The sequence below is a fragment of the Microbispora catharanthi genome, assembly GCF_006334915.2.
Taxonomy (GTDB): domain Bacteria; phylum Actinomycetota; class Actinomycetes; order Streptosporangiales; family Streptosporangiaceae; genus Microbispora; species Microbispora catharanthi.
Genome location: NZ_VDMA02000014.1, coordinates 76,500 through 90,508, shown reverse-complemented (window position 1 = coordinate 90,508; position 14,009 = coordinate 76,500). Strand labels below are relative to the sequence as shown.

Genomic DNA, 14,009 nt, shown 5'->3' with positions numbered 1-14,009 from the left:
GTCCTAGTCGCCGGTCCTAATTCACCGGCTCTGATCACCGGCGGGGTCTCCGCCGTTCGCGGCGGCCGCGTCGCGGGCTTCGATCGCCCGCCGGGCCGCCTCCGCCGACTTGGTGCCGGCGCGGCGGCGCGTCACCCAGCCCTCGACGTTGCGCTGTTTGCCGCGGGCGACCGCCATCGCCCCGGGCGGCACGTCGGATGTGATCACGGATCCGGCGGCCGTGTACGCTCCGTCGCCGATCGTGACCGGGGCGACGAGCATGTTGTCGCTGCCCACGCGCACGTGGTCGCCCACGACCGTGTGGTGCTTGGAGACGCCGTCGTAGTTGACGAAGACGCAGGCGGCACCGATGTTCGAGCCGACCCCGATGGTCGCGTCGCCGACGTACGTCAGGTGCGGGACCTTGGAGCCCTCGCCGATCCGCGCGTTCTTGGTCTCGACGAACGCGCCGATCTTGCCCTTGGCGCCGAGCACCGTGCCGGGGCGCAGGTAGGCGAAGGGGCCCACGGCGGCGCCGGGACCGATCTCCGCGCCGTCGGCGACGGTGTTGCGCACGATCGCGTCCTCGCCGACGACCGTGTCGGTCAGCGTGCTGCCCGGCCCGACCTCGGCTCCCGCCCCGATCCTGGTGGCGCCCTTGAGCTGGGTGCCGGGGTGGATCACGGCGTCGGGCTCCATCTCGACCCCGGCGTCGACCCATGTGCTGGGCGGGTCGACGACGGTCACCCCGGCGCGCATGTGCGCCTGCAGGATGCGGTCGTTGAGCACGCGCCGGACGAAGGCGAGCTGGACGCGGTCGTTGACGCCCTCGACCTCGGCGTGGTCGGCGGCCACGTGCGCGCCCACCCGGTGGCCGTCCTCGCGGAGGATGGCCAGCACGTCGGTCAGGTACTCCTCGCCTTGGGCGTTGGCGGCGCCGATCCGCTTCAGACCGTCGGCCAGGAGCGCGCCGTCGAAGGCGTACACACCCGAGTTCATCTCGGCGATCGCACGCTGCTCGGGGGTCGCGTCCTTCTCCTCGACGATCTCCAGCACCGCGCCGTCCTCGGCACGCACGATCCGGCCGTAGCCGGCCGGGTCGGGGACGACGGCGGTCAGCACCGTGACGGCGTTGCCGTCGGCGGCGTGCCGTTCGAGCAGGGCCGCCAGGGTCTCGGTGCGCAGCAGCGGCGTGTCGCCGTACGTCACCAGGACGGTGCCGTCGATCGGGCCCTCGGCTTCGAGCGCGGTGCGCACGGCGTGGCCGGTGCCGTTCTGCTTGTCCTGGACGACCGTACGGGCGTCCACGGAGGTCGTCGCGAGATGGGCGCCGACCTGCTCGCGCGCGTGCCCGATGACCACGATCAGCCGCTCGGGCGACAGGCCGCGCGCGGCGGCGAGCATGTGGTCGACGAGCGTTCGGCCGCAGACCTCGTGCAGGACTTTGGGGGTTTTCGATTTCATCCGGGTGCCCTCGCCGGCGGCGAGGACGATCACGGCTGCCGGGCGCGGCACACTCACGGACTGAGGCTCCCTCGGCGTCGCGGCTTACTACACGGATCGTGACTGTACAAATCGGGTGCGGCTTCCCACGCGTCCACTACCCAGGAACCGCACGGTCACCCGCTCGACAAGGTGAGCTTACCTGCCGTACCCCGGAAGGGAACCAGCCCCCCTGGGGCTCCTACGGCCGAATGAACAGGCTCCCGGGGGAGGATTCGAACCTCCGTTGACAGAACCAAAATCTGTAGTCTTGCCCCTAGACGACCCGGGAAGGGCGCGAAGTGCCGTTTTGCCGGGTTCCGGCAGCCGCCGGAATCCGCACTCAGGATACAGAGCCGTCCCCCTGGCGCGCGCCCCCAAAATTCAGCGCGTACGGAGCGGGCCGGGCCGGCGCGCGCGTCCTCACCGCCGGATCGAACTCCCTCGACGAGCCGGCCACGTGGGCCGCACACCTCGGCGTCCCCTTCGAGGCGCACGAAACCGCCCGAACTCGTCGAGCACATCCGCGCGCTCGGCGCCCGCCTCGTCGACGCGGCCCGGCATCACCCGCCCGCCTCACACGCCCACGTATGGCCTGAAGTACGGCGAATCTGGATGTTACCGAGACACCATTCGGGGCAGGTCGGCGTGGACGCCGCGGCATCGGCGACGCGGCCGGAAGTGAGTAAGAGGCACTACCAGATGGCCGACCGTTGGTGCAAGGCGTGGATTCGCCACCAGATGTGGCCCGGAGCGTCACCTTCCACACATTCGCTCTTAGGGATTCCTAACTTACGATGGCGTAGGTTACGGTTCCGTAGCCAGACATTCTTCCCCATCTCGTGAGGTAGCCCATGACCGTCCTGACCGAACGTCCCTCACCACAGCCGAAGCCGGAGTTCGAGCCGGAAGGCAAGAGCAAAGCCGATCTGGTCGTCTTCGCACTCGTCGTCGGTCTTCCGATCCTCGCGGTGATCGCCGCGGTGCCGTTCGCCTGGGGATGGGGCCTGGGCTGGACGGACATCGCGATCGCCGCCGTGTTCTACGTCGTGTCCGGCTTGGGGGTCACGGTCGGGTTCCACCGCTATTTCACCCACGGCTCGTTCAAGGCCAACCGGCCTCTGAAGATCGCCCTCGGGATCGCCGGCAGCCTCTCGCTGGAGATGTCGGTGCTGGACTGGGTCGCCGCCCACCGCAAGCACCACAAGTTCTCCGACAAGGAGGGCGACCCGCACTCGCCGTGGCGGTTCGGGCCCGGCTTCAAGTCGATGTGCAAGGGCCTGCTGTACGCGCACGTGGGCTGGCTCTTCGAGGTCGAGCGCGTCAACCGCGCCAAGTACGCCCCGGACCTGCTCAAGGACCCGGACATCATGAAGCTGCACCGGTGGTTCCCCCCGTTGGCGATCACCTCCCTGCTGCTCCCGGCGGTCCTGGGCGGCCTCATCACCTGGTCGTGGCAGGGCGCGCTGACCGCCTTCTTCTGGGGCACGCTGATGCGGATCGGGCTGCTGCACCACGTGACCTGGTCGATCAACTCCATCTGCCACGTGTTCGGCGAGGAGGTGTTCGAGTCGCGCGACAAGTCCCGCAACGTCTGGTGGCTGGCCATCCCGTCGTTCGGCGAGTCGTGGCACAACCTGCACCACTCCGACCCCACCTGCGCCCGGCACGGCGCACTCAAGGGCCAGATCGACCTCAGCGCGGGCATGATCCGCTGGTTCGAGAAGGCCGGATGGGCCCACGACGTGCGCTGGCCGACCCCGGAGCGGCTGGCGGCGAAGCGAATTGCCTGACGACTCAGTCAGCGCTGACGGCAGGGCCGCTCGACGAAACGCGGCGGCCCTGACCCTCACACCGACGCCCCCCGCATCGGCACCGTCTTCTGCGGTGGTGCCCGCCACATCCGCCCTCCCGGCACTCGCCGGCACCGGCACTCGTACGGCCCCCGCCTCGGCGGTGGCCGTACCGGCGCGTCCGGCGCCTTCTCCCCGTAAGACGGCAACCGGCCCGAGCCGGGTCCGGGCCGCCGCACCCGCCATGATGGAACCCGTGAGCGAGTCCTCTCGATCCCGAAGACGCATGACCGGCGCGGAACGCCGCGAGCAGCTGATCCAGGTCGGCCGTGCCCTGTTCGCGGACAAGGGCTTCGACGGCACCTCGGTCGAGGAGATCGCGGCCAGCGCCAAGGTGTCCAAGCCCGTGGTTTACGAGCACTTCGGCGGCAAGGAGGGCATCTACGCCGTCGTCATCGACCGGGAGATGCAGCGCCTGCTCAGCCTGGTCACCCAGGCTCTGTCGGCCTCGCATGCCCGCGTCAAGCTGGAGCGGGCCGCGCTCGCCCTCCTTCAGTACATCGAGGAGAGCAGCGAGGGCTTCCGCATCCTGGTCCGCGACTCCCACGCCGCCTCGGGTACGGGCACCTTCGCCAGCCTGATCAGCGACATCGCCAGCCAGGTGGAGGACGTCCTGGCGGACGAGTTCATGGAGCGCGGCTACGACCCCAAGCTCGCGCCGATGTACGCCCAGATGCTCGTGGGGATGACCGCTCTCACCGGCCAGTGGTGGCTCGAGGTGCGCAAGCCGCGCCGCGAGGAGGTCGCCGCCCACCTGGTGAACCTGTCCTGGAACGGCCTGACCGGCCTCGATCCCAATCCCGCGCTCACCGCCGCGACACGCGGCCTGGTCCTGTCCCCCGCCGCGGAGACCCGTACGGCGAGACCCGCCGAGCGCGATTCGAAGGAGCAGGAGAAGCTCCGCCGCGAGCAGGAGAAGGCGCAGGAGCGAGAGCAGCGCGAACGCGCCAAGCAGCTCGAACGCCAGCAGCGCGAGCTGGAGAAGGCCAAGGAACGCGAGCAGCGCGAACGCGCCAAGGAGCTCGAACGGCAGACGAAGGAGCAGGAGAAGCTCCGCCGCGAGCAGGAGAAGGCGCAGGAGCGAGAGCAGCGCGAACGCGCCAAGGAACTCGAACGCCGCCAGCGCGAGCGGGCCAAGGAACTGGAACGCCTGCAGCGCGAGCGGGCCAAGGAATTCGACCGGCAGCAGCACGGGGAGATCTGACCGTCCCGCCTGCGACTCGGGGGAGCTCGCCGGGAAACCGCGGAAAGCCGCTCGTGACGGCGGTCGCCGATGCGCGGGAAGCGGCTCGCGGGAGGCGGTTCGGGGCGGCGGTCGCCGATGCGCGGGAGGCGCGGCGATCAGGGAGAACGCGGCCCGCCGAAACCGGCCTGACGCTTTCGTTGCGGTGAAGTTAACGTTCCGTTCAACGACTTAGGGCATATTTCGTTATATGTCCGCCCAAAGCTCCCCTGCCCATGAGCCGGAAGAGGCCGACCTCCCCGCGCGCGCCCCGCTGCCCAACGAGCGATTCCTCAACCGGGAGGAGAGCTGGCTCCAGTTCAACGAGCGCGTCCTGGAGCTGGCGGAGGACTCCTCGGTGCCGCTGCTCGAACGCGTCAGGTTCCTCGCCATCTTCGCGAGCAACCTGGACGAGTTCTTCCGCGTACGGGTGGCCGGGCTCAAACGGCGGATGGCGACCGGCCTGCTGCTGCGGACGACGGGCGGGCTGAAGCCGAGCGAGGCGCTGTCGCGGATCGCGACGGTCGCCGACGAGCTCGCGCGCAGGCACGCGGCGGTCTTCCACGACCGCATCTGCCCGGAGCTCGCGGAGGAGGGCATCGCGATCGTCCGCTGGGACGACCTCGCCAGGGACGAGCGGACGGCGCTGCGCAAGCTCTTCCGTGAGCGGATCCGGCCGGTCCTGACCCCGCTGGCCGTCGACCCCGCCCACCCGTTCCCGTACATCTCGGGTCTTTCGCTGAACCTGGCCGTGACCGTGCGGAACCCGGAGGACGGCCACACGGTGTTCGCGCGGGTGAAGGTCCCCTCGCAGCTCCCGCGGTTCGTGACGGCCTCGCCGAACCGGTTCGTCCCGCTGGAGGACGTGATCGCGGCCCACCTGGGCGAGCTGTTCAAGGGCATGCAGGTCGTGCAGCACCACGTCTTCCGGGTGACCAGGAACGAGGACCTCGAGGTCGACGAGGACGTCACGGAGAACCTCATGAAGGCGCTGGAACGCGAGCTGCTGCGCCGCCGGTTCGGGCCGCCGGTGCGGCTGGAGGTCGAGGACACCATCACCCCTCAGGTGCTGGAACTGCTCGTGGACGAGCTCGGCGTGTCCGACAACGAGATCTACCGCCTGCCCGGGCCGCTCGACTTGACCGGGCTGCACGCCATCGCCGACCTCGACCGCCCGGAGCTGCACTACCGGCCGTTCGTCCCGGCGGAGGCGATCAGCGCCGAGGACGACCTGTTCGCCGTCCTGCGCGAGCGCGACATCCTCATCCACCACCCGTACGACTCGTTCGCGACGAGCGTGCAGCGGTTCGTGGAGGAGGCGGCGGCCGACCCGGACGTGCTGGCGATCAAGCAGACCCTCTACCGCACCAGCGGCGACTCGCCGATCGTGGACGCGCTGATCGACGCGGCCGAGGCGGGCAAGCAGGTCGTGGTCGTGGTGGAGATCAAGGCGAGGTTCGACGAGCACGCGAACATCTCCTGGGCGCGCAAGCTGGAGACGGCCGGGTGCCATGTGGTCTACGGCGTGCTCGGCCTCAAGACGCACTGCAAGCTGTCGATGGTGGTCCGCCAGGAGGCGGGCGGCGAGTTGCGGCGCTACTGCCACATCGGCACCGGCAACTACAACCCGAAGACGGCCCGGCAGTACGAGGACTTCGGCCTGCTCACTGCCGACCCGCAGGTGGGCGAGGACGTCACCGACCTGTTCATCCACCTGACCGGCTACTCCCACCAGTCCGAGTATCGCCGGCTGCTGGTCGCGCCCGACTCGCTGCGCCGGGGCCTGCTCGCCCGGATCGAGCAGGAGATCGCCCACCGCGGAGCGGGCCGCGCGGCCCGGATCCGGATCAAGACCAACTCGATGGTGGACGAGCCGATCATCGACGCGCTGTATCGCGCCTCGCAGGCGGGAGTGCCGGTGGACCTGTGGGTGCGCGGCATCTGCACGCTTCGCCCGGGTGTGCCCGGCCTGTCGGAGAACATTCGCGTACGCAGCGTGCTCGGCCGCTTCCTCGAACACTCCCGGGTGTACGAGTTCGGCGGAGGACGGCGGCCGGAGATCTGGATCGGCAGCGCCGACCTGATGCGCCGCAACCTGGACCGGCGGGTCGAGGCGCTGGTCAAGGTCACCAGTCCGCAGCAGCGCAGGTATCTGTCCGATCTGCTCGACCTGGCGTTCCTGGACACCACCACCGCCTGGACGCTGCACTCCGACGGCAAGTGGCTGCGTCACCGGGGCGAGGTCGATCTGCAGCACCACCTGATCGCCGGGAGGCGCTGGCGAACCGTGGACGACGTGACGGAGTGACGGAGTGACCGCCGAGGGCATGGTCAGGGGTATGGCCAAGGGCATGATCAGGGCGGCCGGGGCGGTCGTCTGGCGGGGGGACGAGGACGACCCGGAGGTCGCCCTCGTGCATCGCCCGGCGTACGACGACTGGAGCCTGCCCAAGGGGAAGCTCAAGCACGGCGAGCACGTGATCGCGGGGGCCCTGCGCGAGGTGCGGGAGGAGACCGGCCTGCGGGTCGTGCTCGGCCGCGCGCTCCCGCCCGTGCACTACCTGCACGACGGCCGGCTCAAGCGGGTGGACTACTGGCTCGCCCACGCTCTCGACGACCAGGTCGCGACCGATGGCGACGAGGTCGACGAGGTGGCGTGGCTGCCGATCGAGGAGGCACGACGGCGCCTCACCTACGCCTGGGACCGCAGCCTGCTGCGCGCCGTCGGCGCCGCTCCCCTCGTCACCACGCCGCTGATCCTGCTGCGGCACGCGCTGGCGGGCTCCCGGCAGGAGTGGAAGGGCGACGACGACCGGCGCCCGCTGGACGAGCGCGGCCGCGCCCAGGCCGAGGTCCTGGCCACGGTGCTCGGGGCCTATCGCCCGGCCGTCCTGGTCAGCTCGCACAGCAGGCGCTGCACGCAGACGCTCAAGCCGTACGCCGAGCGGCACGGGCTGGAGATGCGCGAGCAGACGGCGCTGTCGGAGAGCGGCTACGACCCGCGCGAAGCGGAACGAACCATGCGCGGTCTGCTGGCCGCGCCCGTGCCCGCGGTGCTGTGCAGCCACGGCAAGGTCCTGCCCGAGCTGCTGGGCATGGCCGGCGAGGCGCTGCGCGGGGTGCGGACCGCCGACCACACCCTCGCCAAGGGCGGCTTCGCCGTGCTCCACCGCGCCGTCGGCAGAGACCGCGCCGCCGATCCGGGCGACGGCACCGTCGGCGCGGGCGACCACGTCGTGAGCCTGGAGCGTTACGCGACCTGAGACCGGCAGCGCGGTAGGCGACCTGAGACCGGCAGCGCGGTCAGGCGGCAGGGTAAGTCGGCAGGGTCAGGCGGGGTGTCAGGCGAGACGGGACCAGACTGCGGGGAACTCCTCCTGAGCCCGGGCCGCCTCGGCGCTCTCGATGCCCGCCAGCACGCCGTAGGTGAAGGTGTCCTCCCCGGCCTGCCGTGCCCTTCCGGCCTCCTCAAGCAGCACGCCCTGGGCGACGACGCCGTCCTGGTGCCGTCCGAGCACCTCCTGCACCTGCTTGGCGCGCTCGGCCGCGCCAGACATGCCGGCGGCCTCGGCCGTGTATCGGGCGCGCTTGGCGGCCTTGCGCACGTCGTGCATGGCCGTCTCCCGTTCCTCGCCCTCCTCCATGCGCCGCGCCGCTTCGTAGGCGTCGGTCACCCGCCGCCAGTTCCTGTCCACGATCTTCGGCAGGGCCTTGTCCGCGTTCTTGGCCGCCGTGGCCGTCAACGGCGGGTCGGCGGCCAGCGCGTCGAGGGCGTCGAGCAGCGCGAAGTAACGGTCCTCGCTGAGCGCCCGCCGGATGCGCTCGTACGCGTCGTGCTCCCTGGCCAGCAGGTCGTCGCCCAGCCTGCGGCGCGCGTCGGCGGTGACGAAGCGGGGGTCGAGACCGTCGAGACGGGTGGCGAAGCGGGCCCGGATGACCTCCAGGTCACGGGCCTCGCCCAGCACCTCGCCGAGCCACTTGAGCTCCTCCTGGAGGTCCCCCTGGATGTGCTCGGTGCCGGCGACGATCCGCTTGAACGCCTTGAGCGCGCTGCGCAGGCGGCGGCAGGCGACCCTGGCCTTGTGGACGGCGTCCTCCTCGCCCAGCCGTACGTGCGGGTCCTGCGCGATCAGCGCGTCGGCGTGAGCGCGGAGGTAGGCGACGACGACCTCTCCTGCCGAACCGGGCTCGGGCCGGGTCCTCGGCGGCGGCGCGGCTATGCGGTCGCCCAGGACGCGCGCGAGTTTGCTCGCGCTGTCCGCGGGAGCGGCCCCCGCCTTGCGCAGCCGCTTGGCCACCTTCTTGAGGAGGTCGCGCTCGCCCTCCTTGAGCTCGGCCTCGACCTCGCGCCAGCGCCGCACCACCGGCTCGTCACCGAGCACCGTGCCCTTCACCCGGTCGTCGGCGATCTCCACGAGCACCGCGCCGGACGGACCGAGCAGCCGGGTGACTCCCCGGCGGGTCTCCAGCTGGGCCACCGGCGCGAGCGGCGCGCCCCGCGTGTACGCGAGGACGAGGCTCGCCAGCTCGGCGGGCACCACCTTGGCGCTGCGGGTGAGCGGCCGGGTGATCTCCTGACGGGCGCCCTTGGCCTTGGGCAGCTTGAGGTGCCAGCCCTCGTCGTCTCCGCCGCGCCGCCGGCGCAGGGTGACGCCCCGGGCCGCCAGCCGCAGGTCGGGGGTGTCGAAGTAGACCGCGGTCAGCCGGTGGGAGAGCGGCTCGGACACCCCCTCACATCCCGGCACGCCGCCGAGGTCGGGCAGGGCGAAGCCCTCCGGAACGTCGAACTTGTCCTCGATCTCCAGCGCCACCGTTCCCCCTGGATATCCCGGTCGGCGGTCATACTGCCACGCGAAGATGAACAAACCTCACAGATGCGCGGCCACGAAGATCCGCCGGAACGGGAACGGCGTGCCGTACGGCCTGGGCGGGTAGGCGGCCCGCAGGGCCCGGGCGCAGTCGGCGAGGAAGTCGGCGTGGCGCTCAGGCGGCAGCCGGTCGAGCATGGGCCGCAGAGCCGTGCCCTTGATCCAGCCGAGCACCGGGTCGCCCCCGGGCAGGACATGCACATAGGTCGTCTCCCACGCGTCCACGGTGAAGCCCAGACCGGCGAGCAGGTCCACGTAGTCGGCGGGATCCCCGACCGGCTCGCCCCGCGGCACGTCGCCCAGCTCCTCCCGCCAGGTCGTACGGCACAGCTCGCGCACGACGGCGTGACTGGGCGCGTGGAAGTTGCCTGGCACCTGGAAGGCGAGCCAGCCGCCCTCGGTCAGGTGGCTCCTCCACCGGCGCAGCAGGTCGGGGTGCTCCGGGATCCACTGCAGCAGCGCGTTCGAGACGATCACGTCGACCGGGCGCGGTGGGCGCCAGTCGCGGACGTCGGCCACCTCGAACGTCGGCCCGGGCGGCGTCTTGGCGATCATCGCGGGTGAGGAGTCGACGCCGTGCACCCGGGCACCGGGCCAGCGATCACACAGGGTCGCCGTGAGCTCTCCGGTGCCGCAGCCGAGATCGACGACATACTCGGGCGACCTGGCGCCCACCCGGGCCACGAGCTCGTGGAAGGGGCGGCCACGCTCGGCCGCGTACCGCTCGTAGACCTCCGGATCCCAGATGTCCGCGCCCATGCGGCCTCCTTCATTATCTTGACGTCGAGATAAATCGATATCGCGCGAGATATCTCGATGTCAAGAGAAGCTAGACTCGGCCCATGACCTTCTCTAGGCCCGTCGAGGACGAGGTGGACCGGCTGGTCGCGGCCTGGAAGCAGGAGCGCCCCGACCTGGACGTGACGCCTCTCGAGGTGCTGAGCCGGGTCTCCCGGTTGAGCCGGCACCTGGAGCGCGAGCGCCGCGCGGCCTTCGCGTCGCACGACATGGAGTCGTGGGAGTTCGACGTGCTGACGGCCCTGCGCCGCGCGGGCGAGCCGTACGAGCTGAGCCCGGGGGCACTGCTGCGCGCCACTCTGGTGACCTCGGGCACGATGACGAACCGCATCGACAGGCTGGCCGCCGCCGGGCTGGTCACCCGGCGCCCCGACCCGGAGGACCGGCGCGGTGTGCTGGTGCGACTGACCCCCGCCGGGATGCACCGCGTGGACGCCGCCTTCGCCGACCTGTTGCGGCGCGAACGCGAACTGCTCGCAGGTCTCGAGCAGCACGAACAGCAGGCCCTCGCCGCACTGCTGCGCACACTTCTGGTCCCCTTCGACACCTCCGACGCGGCCACCCACTGATCCGGCAGGCTTCCCGCGCCCCCGGTTCGGCCGCCAGGGGGGTCGAGACTCAGATGGCCGTCGCCATGGAGGCGGAAACCGATCGGACCCTGGCGGGATTTGAGGCTGACAAACGCCCTCATCAGGGCCAAGTCCTGCCCATCTCTGCCATTTGTCGCTTTTGACGCTTTCGACGGCCCATTGGACGCCACGTCAACCCGCCACTGACTCATTCACAACCGGTATCGATATGCCAATTTAGATGTGATTTTCGTCACACTTTTTCTTGGATCGGTCCATGTGCGCCCAAAGCCGGAGACGCGCGGATGCTGCGTGATCAGCGGAGACAAGGCGGACGATGCGCACCGGCACCGCCGTCGGCGAAGTATGGAGACCCTGTGGGCACGAAGAGGAAATTCTGAAATATCTGTTTTCAGAGGGTTTCTTCGTTATAACTTCCCTAGTTCCTTCACTGACGCATGGGGCGCAAGTGGCGCCTCACGACAGACCAGGGAGATCCACCTTGAAGCGCACTCTCGCCCTCGGCGGTGTGTCGGCCGGCCTCCTGGCCTCCGCCATCGTCGCCTCACCGGCCCACGCCGCCGACCAAATCCCCGCCATCAACCTCGCGAACACCAACTTCGCGGCCCAGCAGGTGGCGGCGTTCTGGTTCGGCGAGGCTCGGGCCAACCTGATCAACGCCACGCCGTACAACGTCGAGACCAAGCTCCCCGCGAAGCACGTCTCGACCGGTGGGACGTCCGCCAGCAGCAAGCCCGGCGTCGTCGGGTCGAGCGGCGACCAGAAGGCCGCCACCGGCAACCTGAAGAACGTCAACCTCCCCCGCACCGTGGGCAAGGTGTTCTTCATCGGCGCCGACCACAGGCCGCACTGGTGCTCGGCCACCTCGGTGCAGAACGGCTACAAGAACCTGGTCGCGACCGCCGGTCACTGCGTCTACGACACCGACAGCAACCGGGCCACGCTGGACAAGTGGGTCTTCATCCCCGGTTACTACCAGGGCAAGACCCCGTGGGGCATCTACGTGGGCAAGACCGCGTACACCCACTACGACTACGACGTCTACGAGGACGGCGACCGCGACTACGCGTTCGTCACCGTCTACAACGGCGTCCAGGTCACCGGCGTCAGCTACGACAGGTACGACAGGTACGGCCGGGACGACCACCGTGGACACGACCACGGGCGTGACGACCACCACGGCCGCGACGACCGCTACGGCCGCGACGACTACCACGGCCGTGACGACCACCGCACGTCCATCGAGCGCCTGTCCGTGCGCGAGTTCCAGGCCCTGAACAGGGGCAGGGACCTCACCGGCAACGGCCCTTGGGCCAAGGGCACGGGTGTCCAGACCCGCGAGATCAGCGAGCGGCAGTACAGCAGCCGCTTCGACTCGTACGTCAGCGGTGACGGCAAGACCCTGTACTTCCGCAAGAAGGTCTGGGACAACGACGACCACGGCCACGGTGGCCCGGGTCACCACGACCACGGCAGGCCCGCCGCGGACGACGTCGTCCTCTTCAAGGGCGGCCCCGGCGACGGCCCCGGTGGCCCCGGTGGTCACGGCCCCAAGCCGTCCCCGTCCCCGTCGGCCTCCCCCAGCCCGAGCCCGTCGGCCTCCCCGTCCCCGTCGCCGTCCCCCTCGCCGACCGGCAAGCCCGACTGGTGCGACGACGACCGCGGCCCCCGCGACACCTTCTCCGCCGACAACGACCGTCGGGGCGGCGGCAGGGACCACTGCGACGACAACGACCACCGGACGAAGTACAAGTACTACGCCCGGACGTTCTGGGCGATGTACGGCCGTCACGACCACAGGCCGCACGGCACGCTGAAGATCGCCCTGAAGGACGTGGGTCGTCTCGGCGACAACGTGGGCGGTCAGGGCCTGGCCTACAACCAGAAGATCGGGACGAACATCTTCATGTTCGGCTACCCGAGCGGGTCGGAGCCGGACGGCAACTACCAGTTCACCGGCAAGACCATGAAGTGGGCCTACGGCAAGACCTTCAAGGCGAGCGCCGCGGCCATCAAGGGCGAGGAGCTCGTGGGCGTCAAGTCCTCCTTCACCGGTGAGGGCTCGATCGGTTCGCCGTGGCTCTACCGCTACAGCAACGCCAAGCGGCTCGGCTACCTCAACGGTGTGACCATCGGTCTCGCCGACGTGGACGGCAACGACCGCATCGACACCAGCATCTCCCCGTACTTCGACGGTGAGACCCTGGCCGTCTACCAGTACGCCGCGAAGTTCGCTTCCGGCCGCATCGTCTGAGTCTTCTGACTCCTGACGGCTTCAGGAAGGGCCCGGATGGCTTGTCCATCCGGGCCCTTTCGTTTCCTCCGGAACGCCGCACCGGGCGAGGAACATCGCCCTCGCCGTACGGCGCGCGTGTCTCCTCCACGCAAGCGCCGTCGCCCCTGCGCCTCTGCTCCTTGCCCGGGCGCGGGAGCGACCCCACTCGACCGGCGATAGCCGGATGCCGCGTGCGAGGGCCCCATACGCCCGGTCCCGTCGCTGCGGCGCCGGCGTAGGAAGACGGACGCCGCCCTGCCCGCCTGCCCGCGGCGTCGCCCTGGTGATTCGAGGCCCTTCCGCACCGCCCAACCGCTCGGTCCGAGCTGAAGCGCACGTGAGTGATCTTCCCCGTACGAGCGCTCGCATCATTCCTTCACGATGTCAGGGCCCCGCTCCTCCCTATCCGCCTTGACAAGGTGCCGACAAATGCCGGGCGGAGAATGACATCCAAGCCCCCTGATTGGACCGATTCAATTCCCGCCACTGCTTGAACGGATCGTTCCAAATGCCATCGCCGTCGACGGTGTGGGCCAGGTAGATACCGGCTTCATCGGCGGAGACGGGGGTCATGCGGGACGACAGAGCCGCGAACGCGGTAGCCACGCGTAGGCCGGTGCCGCCTCTCGCCGAGGGGGCGGGAGCTCGCCTCCCCCCTCGGCGCAAGCTCCGGAGACGGAAGAAGTGGACGATTCCGGGCATGCGGGGAGCGAGCCGACCCAGCAGCGCCCAGCGTCCGGAGGAGCCGAGTTTTGACGGGAACGGCGCCCCCACGGTTTCACCGCAACCTGTGATCTGCGTCACATCTACAGCTGTTCCGGTCGGTCAAGAAGTTTGCGGTACCCCGTAAATGATCAGCGGAAACGCACCGGAAGGCTTGAACGACGGGTTGACGCGGGGTCGGCATCGAGCGAACAGAAGCCACGAATGCCCTTACACCAC

9 protein-coding genes and 1 tRNA gene are annotated in these 14,009 nt (G+C 69.9%); 6 read left to right on the top strand and 4 right to left on the bottom strand.

Translation table 11 applies throughout. The features are described 5' to 3' along the window. Window positions 1-21: 21 nt before the first annotated feature. Window positions 22-1,500, bottom strand: a complete 1,479-nt coding sequence (gene glmU, locus FH610_RS25025) for a bifunctional UDP-N-acetylglucosamine diphosphorylase/glucosamine-1-phosphate N-acetyltransferase GlmU (RefSeq protein ID WP_139577267.1) — start codon at window positions 1,498-1,500, stop codon at window positions 22-24. Window positions 1,501-1,682: 182 nt separating this feature from the next. After that, a tRNA-Gln gene (locus tag FH610_RS25020) sits at window positions 1,683-1,753 on the bottom strand. Between the two features lie 562 nt (window positions 1,754-2,315). On the opposite strand from FH610_RS25020, the gene FH610_RS25015 reads away from it, so the two are divergent. The 4 genes from FH610_RS25015 (at window position 2,316) to FH610_RS25000 (ending at window position 7,799) form a co-directional block, all read left to right on the top strand. Beyond that, window positions 2,316-3,254, top strand: coding sequence for an acyl-CoA desaturase (locus FH610_RS25015; RefSeq protein WP_139577266.1), 939 nt, complete (start codon window positions 2,316-2,318; stop codon window positions 3,252-3,254). 286 nt (window positions 3,255-3,540) lie between these two features. Next, on the top strand, window positions 3,541-4,518 hold the full coding sequence (locus tag FH610_RS25010) for a TetR/AcrR family transcriptional regulator (protein ID WP_205826043.1): 978 nt from the start codon (window positions 3,541-3,543) through the stop codon (window positions 4,516-4,518). A gap of 229 nt (window positions 4,519-4,747) precedes the next feature. Beyond that, window positions 4,748-6,844, top strand: coding sequence for an RNA degradosome polyphosphate kinase (locus tag FH610_RS25005; protein WP_139577265.1), 2,097 nt, complete (start codon window positions 4,748-4,750; stop codon window positions 6,842-6,844). Between the two features lie 4 nt (window positions 6,845-6,848). Beyond that, a complete protein-coding gene (locus tag FH610_RS25000; protein ID WP_240809176.1) occupies window positions 6,849-7,799 on the top strand; it encodes an NUDIX hydrolase in 951 nt (316 codons plus the stop codon). A 78-nt stretch (window positions 7,800-7,877) separates the two neighbouring features. On the opposite strand, the gene FH610_RS24995 is transcribed toward FH610_RS25000, so the two are convergent. Both FH610_RS24995 and FH610_RS24990 read right to left on the bottom strand, forming a co-directional pair. Further along, window positions 7,878-9,347: a CYTH and CHAD domain-containing protein gene (locus tag FH610_RS24995; protein ID WP_139577264.1), complete on the bottom strand. Its 1,470-nt coding sequence runs from the start codon at window positions 9,345-9,347 to the stop codon at window positions 7,878-7,880. A 57-nt stretch (window positions 9,348-9,404) separates the two neighbouring features. Continuing rightward, on the bottom strand, window positions 9,405-10,163 hold the full coding sequence (locus tag FH610_RS24990; protein ID WP_240809175.1) for a trans-aconitate 2-methyltransferase: 759 nt from the start codon (window positions 10,161-10,163) through the stop codon (window positions 9,405-9,407). Window positions 10,164-10,246: 83 nt separating this feature from the next. Between FH610_RS24990 and FH610_RS24985 the strand changes: the two genes are divergently transcribed. Next, entirely contained in the window at window positions 10,247-10,771 is a 525-nt protein-coding gene (locus FH610_RS24985) for a MarR family winged helix-turn-helix transcriptional regulator (RefSeq protein ID WP_139577263.1), read from the top strand. Between the two features lie 502 nt (window positions 10,772-11,273). Next, entirely contained in the window at window positions 11,274-13,046 is a 1,773-nt protein-coding gene (locus FH610_RS43850) for a trypsin-like serine peptidase (protein WP_205826042.1), read from the top strand. Window positions 13,047-14,009 lie beyond the last annotated feature (963 nt).